Genomic DNA, 6,971 nt, shown 5'->3' on the forward strand with positions numbered 1-6,971 from the left:
TAAAGGTTACGGGGTCAGGGACTAGACGTAAAACTCAATCTGGCACCTGACCCCTAACTCCTAACCTCTTCTTAGCTTAAACGAAGTAAGCTTATCAATTAAAAGCCCCGCCAACCCTTCGGCACGAGTTCTGTAAATGAATATTGAAACCGTTACCACTCAACCCTTTTCAGACCAGAAGCCAGGAACTTCTGGATTGCGAAAACTCGTGACTGCTTTTGAGCAGCCCCACTATCTCGAAAACTTTATCCAATCTACGTTTGACAGTCTGGAAAACTATCAGGGACAGACGCTAGTCTTGGGCGGAGATGGACGCTATTACAATCGGCAGGCGATTCAAACTATTCTCAAGATGGCGGCGGCAAACGGGGTTGGACGGGTGAAAGTCGGTCAAGGTGGCATTTTATCGACTCCGGCAACGTCTTGTGTGATTCGTCAATCGGGGGCTTTTGGGGGGATTATCCTCTCAGCAAGTCACAACCCTGGCGGCCCAGATGGCGATTTTGGGGTGAAATATAACATTAGCAACGGCGGGCCTGCCCCCGAAAAAGTGACAGAGGCGATCTTTGCCCGCAGTAAAGTGATTGATCACTACAAAATTGTCATGGCTCCAGATATCGATTTAGATACATTAGGAGAGTCTCAGATCGGCGAGATGGTGGTTGAGGTGATTAACTCAGTTGCCGATTATGCCAAGCTGATGGAGTCATTGTTTGACTTCGATCGCATTCACCAACTCTTAACCGGGTCGTTTCGGATGTGCATGGATTCAATGCACGCCGTCACCGGGCCTTATGCCCACGCGATTTTTGAACAGCGATTAGGCGCACCTGCTGGAACCGTGCAAAATGGCATTCCGCTAGAAGATTTTGGCGGCGGACATCCCGATCCCAACCTGGTTTATGCTCACGATTTAGTAGAAGTTTTGTTTGGGGAGAATGCCCCTGATTTTGGGGCTGCTTCAGATGGCGATGGCGATCGCAACATGATTTTAGGGCGCAAGTTCTTTGTCACGCCGAGCGATAGTTTGGCGGTGTTGGCAGCAAATGCGACATTAGTTCCAGGCTATCGAGAAGGGTTAGCGGGAATTGCCCGATCGATGCCCACGAGTCAAGCTGCCGATCGAGTTGCCGCAAAGTTAGGCATTCCCTGTTACGAAACGCCGACTGGATGGAAGTTTTTTGGTAATTTACTCGATGCCAATCAAGCCACGATCTGCGGTGAAGAAAGCTTTGGAACTAGCTCTAATCACATTCGCGAAAAAGATGGATTGTGGGCAGTGCTGTTTTGGCTCAACATCTTAGCGGTGAAGCAGCAATCCGTTGAGGAGTTGATGCAAGACCATTGGAAAACCTACGGTCGAAATTATTATTCTCGCTATGACTATGAAGGGGTTGAGAGCGATCGGGCAAACACGTTAGTGGCAAATCTTCACGCTCAACTTCCGACGCTTAAAGGCAAAAAGTTTGGCGATCGAAAAGTTGAATTCAGCGATGACTTTAGCTACACCGATCCGATTGATGGCAGCATTAGTCAAAATCAAGGCGTTCGGATTGGCTTTACCGATGGCTCTCGCATTGTGTTTCGCTTATCGGGAACGGGAACTCAAGGCGCAACTCTTCGCGTTTATCTTGAGCAATATGAAGCTGATCCGACCAAACATCATCTCGATCCGCAAGAAGCGTTGGCTGATCTGATCGCGATCGCTGAAGAAGTGGCGCAAATTCGCACCCTCACCGGAATGGAAAAGCCGACAGTGATTACCTAGACCGCGCGAGGTTTTAACCGTTAATCCTTACAATGGGTGGTATGGGCGTTCTACTAAACGTTCTGCCATCCATTCTCTTTAAAATGCCGACTAAACTCTTTATTGTTGAAAGCCCCGGAAAAATCAAAAAACTCAGTCAAATCTTAGGATCTGATTGGATTGTCAGAGCCAGTATGGGGCACGTGCGCGAACTGGCAAATGATGGCGTTGATTCCCTGGGGTTTGATTTGACGGGCGATCGAGTGCAGTGTCGATTTGTGCCGCGTGGAGAACGGGGCAAAGACACGATTCAACAATTGCGATCAGCAGTGAAGCAAGTTCAAACAGTGGTGCTGGCAACCGATGATGATCGCGAAGGCGAAACGATCGCGTGGCACATTCAGCAAGCGTTGAATCTCAAACAGCCTCAGCGAGTAGTTTATTCGGAGATTACGCCCGCAGCCGTCAAGAAAGCGATTTCCCAACCGAGGCAGATTAACCAAAACCTCGTCCACGCCGGACTTTGCCGCACCGTACTCGATAAATTAGTGGGCTTTAAAGGGTCGCCCTTGCTTTGGCAATTGCAAAACGGTGCTAAATCAATGGGACGGGTGCAAAGCGCGGCGCTGCATATTCTCTGCGATCGCGAACGCCAAATCGAAGCCTTCGTGCCTCAAACCTATTGGAACGTCTGGGTTGACTATGCAGAAGGGTTTCGAGCATTTTATCGCGGTACAGAAACTCCTGCCGATGAAGAGGCACCCGCCGATGATGCGACCAATCCGACTGAGCGACCTGCTCAAGAATCTCAACGTGTGTTGAGTCAGGCAGATGCCGATCGGTTAGTGCAGCAAGCTCAAGCCTTTCCGCATCGGGTTCGATCCATTGATGGCAAAGTTGTGAACCGCACACCGCCGCCGCCTTTTGTGACTTCGACCTTGCAGCAAGCCGCTGGATCGCGTCTCAAATTCAGTCCTGAAAAAACAATGCAGGTGGCACAGTCACTCTATGAAGCGGGACTGATTACCTATATGCGAACTGATAGTGTTGAACTGAGTCAAGAATTCACCGAGCAAGCGCGTCAGTGGCTAATCGGACATGATGCCGAGAATGTTCCTAAAAAAGTTACCCATCATCGAAAAGTCAAAGGCTCTCAAGAGGCCCACGAAGCGATTCGCCCGACTGATGTCGATCGCGCCTCAGCCCAACTCAGATTAGAACTGTCGAGCGATGCGTTTGCCCTCTATGTTTTGATCTGGAAGCGATCGATGGCGACACAGTGTCAACCCGCACGAGTTCGACAAACCTGCATTGTGACGCAATCGGGCACGATTTTTTGGCAGGCAAAAGGTCAGGTGATCGAGTTTCAAGGCTATAGCAAATATTGGAATAATTTGAGCGCAGATGTCGAGTTGCCTATCCTGAAAGCGTCTCAGGCGTTGACCTTGGAGCGATCGGCCCACGAGCAAAAGCAAACTCAGCCTCCTCCTCGCTATAGCGAACCCAAACTAGTCCAGGTGATGGAGCGGCAGGGAATTGGTCGCCCCAGCACTTATGCGCCCACGATTCTCACGCTCAAAGAGCGGCTTTATGTAGAAGTGATCAAAGGTGCGCTACAGCCGACCGCTTTAGGTCTGGAGGTTGATTGCTTCTTAGGCGACGCATTGCCCGATTTGCTGCAATCAGAGTTTACGGCTCAAATGGAGCGATCGCTCGATGAAATTGCCGCAGGCAAACAAGACTGGCAGCGCTATCTCACCCATTGGAACGAAAGCTATTTTGAACCTGCGTTGCTGCAAGCTCAGAGCGTGATTCCTCAACATCTGACGATCAACCCTGTGCCACGATCGCAGAAACAACTTCAGACCTCACGCACTCGCTGCCCACAGTGTGAAAAGCCACTCGCCAAAATTCCTAGCCCTAAAGTCAAAAAGAAATATTTTCTCAAATGCGTAGAGGGTTGTGACGTGGTGCTGTTTTGGTCAGATCGCTCAAAACGCTGGGAAACTCCTCAACCCAAATCATCGGCTCCAGTCAGCAAGCCTCAGAACACTGACTACCCGTGTCCTATCTGCCAGCAGCCTTTAGAACAGTATGCCTACCAAAAAGAGGGGCAAGACAAAGTTTTACTGCGTTGCTCAAACCCGAAAGCTCGTGACGATCGTAAACATCAAGATGTCGTTTATTTTCACACGGCAAAGGGTTGGTGGAGTCCCAAGTTGGGAGATTTGACCGCTTCGACCCCTTGATCAACAGAACGAACATCAGTGCCATCAAAAAAATGATTGCAGAAATTAATGATCAAAATACACGCAGTTTAATTATCACGGAATGGAGTTTAGACACTAGAATGAGATTGTGATATCACCGTGGACATGAAAAATGACAGTCGCAAAAACCAAAAAGTCGATTGCTGCTAATAAAGTCGAGGCAACCGCAATTGATCAGATCGAATCACTGTTTGCAGATCTACCCGAAAAGCCTCAAGAAAACGTGTCGCTGCGAGAAGCGATCGCTGCGCTTCGAGAGCCTCTAAAAGCTTCTCTTGCAAAAGGGTATGGGTATGATGAGTTGACCAAAATTCTCAATGAAAACGGCATTGAGATTCGTTCTTCAACGCTGAAGCATTATCTGGCAACGGCTCAAAAAACATCGTCCTCTGGCACACGCAAGCCCAGAGCCAAGCGAGTTCAAAAGTCTGCTTAACTAGTTCTCTGCGGTTCTCATTCAAAAGCCCTCACTCTCGTCTCTCTTCATAAAAGAGTGGCTTGAGATGAGGGCAAAAGAGCTTGGAATTAGTTGATTTAACGTGAATTCGATGAAGCTTTTCGCTACGGTTGCAAATCCGGGCTGCCCCCTAAATCCTCCAAAATTGAGGGACTTTGAACCTAAATTCTGGGCTTGAAGTCCCCCAGAATTGGGGGACTTAGGGGGCTGAAGCGCTGAAGAACTCATCGAACTGACGTTGATTTAGGTGTTTAAACTTCGACCTTTACTCCTTTCCAAAAAGCGATGTAGCCAGCGATATTTTTGGCAGCCTCTTTTGGGGTTGGGTAATACCAGGCGGCATCTTTATTGACCTGTCCATCCACTTCAACACTGTAGTAGCTGGCAACACCTTTCCAGGGGCAGGTTGTGTGGGTGCTGCTCTCTTTAAAGTAGTCCTGCTGAATCGAGTCAGGAGGGAAATATTGATTTCCCTCCACCACTTCACAGCGATCGCTGTCTGCTAAAACGGCACCATTCCAGATTGCTTTTGGCATAGCTAACTTTAATCGATTTACAACAATGACTTTATGTTAATCGGAAAGCTCATACCACTGTGATAGGAAAGATCAATCAAGCTCTCAGTCCTCTCAATATTTTCTGTGACATACTCCCGACTCTGATGCTACGCATACAGAGCGGGCTTCTCAGTGACTCCTGCTATTGCATCGGACGTTACCTGAGCTTTATTGACGGAATGCCCTACCGCCAAATGTTTGATATTGATCGCTGCATTGTGGTCACAGTCAAGCGTCAAACCGCACTCAGGACACACATGAAGCCTGTCTGAGAGCGTCTTAGGAACTTTCGTGCCGCATTCAGAGCAGTTCTGGCTTGTGCCGTTTGGATTCACTCTCTGATTTCGCTACTCTGTCAATGCGTAAGTCTTATTTTACGAGAAGATAGCTTGCATAATTGATCCATCCTGTGAAGAGCGTAGGATTTTTGACTTTGCTAAAGCTCAGGAATGGGTAGTCTTGAGTCGCGCTGATTGGAACGGTGAGGGCTAAAAAACTGGGGATATCAAGCCGCTCAGCCACATGATATGCCCAAAGCGCAAGTTGATGAAAAATGAAGACCTCTGCACCTTGAGTCGCATCCAGTATATCACTCATTTGCTGCTTCAACAGATCGTCTTCGATCAGTTTAACTCAGATCTTGCACTATTCTCAATAGTGCCAGCGGATGGGCTTGAGAATGATTTCAAAGCCATGCTGCATCGCAATGTCCCAGTGACTCCTAATCTGATGTAGGAGGTCTTTCCAAACAACCTGCGGCAAGAGAATGACTTGGGCAAGTTCCCCTGCGGCTTTCCAATCTAGGCGCTGAGGTTTTGCCCAACAATGTGTCCAGTGTGCTAGTAACCCAAGTTGCGGGTTAGTTGGAGATGGGAGATGAGTGTGAAGCGCACTCAGGTCAACGAGTCGAACTCGCGAAAGCAGTTCGTAACCGATTGAGCGGGAGCAAAGGACTAGTCGATAAAAGCAGCTTTAAGGGTGAAAGCAACGATAAAAGTGGAAACTTTAAGCAAAAAGCCATCCATCGTCACCGCATGAATGGCTTTGGGAAATTGAACAGGAATGCCACTGAAAACAGTTTCGATGAAGTGGCGAGTGGTTTGCTTGATGTAAGCGAGAGCGGGAGAATCCGGGCGTTTGGAATTACGTTTACGAGCGACCTGTAAGGTAACAGCCTCGGTATCGCGAAGGGCATCCTCTATTTTGTAATCGGTGTAGGCAGCATCCGCATAGATTTCACTGTTTGCGGGCAGCGATAACGGCAAGGCATTGAGTCCCCGCACATCATTAGCTTCGCCGGGCAGAAAGGCAAATTCCACTGGAATGCCATCAGCGGTCGCTAGCAGTTGTACCCGAATGTCATAGAAGTAGCGCTTTTTGGATGCGATGTAGCCTCGGTAATCCTCGCATCGAACCAGACGAACTTGAGGAATCCGAATGTTGTCGCACAAGGGCACCGGAAAAGAATCGAGCCAGGATTCCGTACTCGAATGGATCGATTTGAGCACCATACCCAGACAGTCGAACAGGTCTAGTAATGGCAAAAATAACCGATGCAAGCGGCGATTAAACCGCGACTTACTCAACATCTTGGGCATCAACCCGGGTTCTTTGAGATAGTCCTGAGCATTCTGATGATTCCCACCGAAAAAGCGGGCAGAGACAAGTGCGGTGGTGATTACTTCCGCATCGCTCAGTTGCACTCGGACATCCTCCTGATGCCCAATCGCTTTGAGCAGGTCATCGGTGATGGCATAGATCGCTATAATTTCAGGAAGCATTTTTTCTCTCCAGGAGTTACAAGACCTTGGAGAGGCTTTATTTGTTTTGCTCCTGCTGCCGCTTATAACTAGCAACTCAAGTTAGTACAAAGGCGACCAGAGACAACACGAGCCAGCGGTAGAGTCCCAGCAAGGTGGATTGACCAAAGCGATGCAAAC

General features: G+C 48.7%; 7 protein-coding genes. 3 read left to right on the plus strand and 4 right to left on the minus strand.

Going from position 1 to position 6,971, the window contains the following annotated elements; all coding sequences use genetic code 11:
- Positions 1–136 precede the first annotated feature (136 nt).
- The 3 genes from C7B65_RS23735 (at position 137) to C7B65_RS23745 (ending at position 4,453) form a co-directional block, all read left to right on the plus strand.
- Positions 137–1,768, plus strand: a complete 1,632-nt coding sequence (locus C7B65_RS23735) for an alpha-D-glucose phosphate-specific phosphoglucomutase (protein WP_073074943.1) — start codon at positions 137–139, stop codon at positions 1,766–1,768.
- An 83-nt stretch (positions 1,769–1,851) separates the two neighbouring features.
- Positions 1,852–3,996 (plus strand): type I DNA topoisomerase, encoded by a 2,145-nt coding sequence (gene topA, locus C7B65_RS23740; protein WP_073074944.1) that lies wholly within the window; start codon positions 1,852–1,854, stop codon positions 3,994–3,996.
- 133 nt (positions 3,997–4,129) lie between these two features.
- Positions 4,130–4,453 carry a hypothetical protein gene (locus C7B65_RS23745; RefSeq protein WP_073074945.1) on the plus strand — a complete coding sequence of 108 codons (324 nt, stop codon included), beginning with the start codon at positions 4,130–4,132 and terminating at the stop codon, positions 4,451–4,453.
- Between the two features lie 272 nt (positions 4,454–4,725).
- Here C7B65_RS23745 and C7B65_RS23750 read toward each other — a convergent pair whose 3' ends face one another.
- The 4 genes from C7B65_RS23750 to C7B65_RS23765 all read right to left on the minus strand — a co-directional run bounded on the left by C7B65_RS23750 (position 4,726) and on the right by C7B65_RS23765 (position 6,812).
- Positions 4,726–5,010 carry a DUF427 domain-containing protein gene (locus C7B65_RS23750; protein WP_073074946.1) on the minus strand — a complete coding sequence of 95 codons (285 nt, stop codon included), beginning with the start codon at positions 5,008–5,010 and terminating at the stop codon, positions 4,726–4,728.
- Positions 5,011–5,138: 128 nt separating this feature from the next.
- The gene (locus C7B65_RS23755) at positions 5,139–5,366 is read right to left on the minus strand and encodes a zinc ribbon domain-containing protein (protein ID WP_223257498.1); all 228 of its coding nucleotides are present in this window, start codon (positions 5,364–5,366) and stop codon (positions 5,139–5,141) included.
- Between the two features lie 34 nt (positions 5,367–5,400).
- A complete protein-coding gene (locus tag C7B65_RS23760) occupies positions 5,401–5,628 on the minus strand; it encodes a hypothetical protein (protein WP_073074947.1) in 228 nt (75 codons plus the stop codon).
- 356 nt (positions 5,629–5,984) lie between these two features.
- Positions 5,985–6,812 carry an IS982 family transposase gene (locus tag C7B65_RS23765; RefSeq protein WP_106254171.1) on the minus strand — a complete coding sequence of 276 codons (828 nt, stop codon included), beginning with the start codon at positions 6,810–6,812 and terminating at the stop codon, positions 5,985–5,987.
- Positions 6,813–6,971 lie beyond the last annotated feature (159 nt).

Origin of the sequence: Phormidesmis priestleyi ULC007 (assembly GCF_003003695.1) — a bacterium.
Taxonomy (GTDB): domain Bacteria; phylum Cyanobacteriota; class Cyanobacteriia; order Leptolyngbyales; family Leptolyngbyaceae; genus Phormidesmis_A; species Phormidesmis_A priestleyi_A.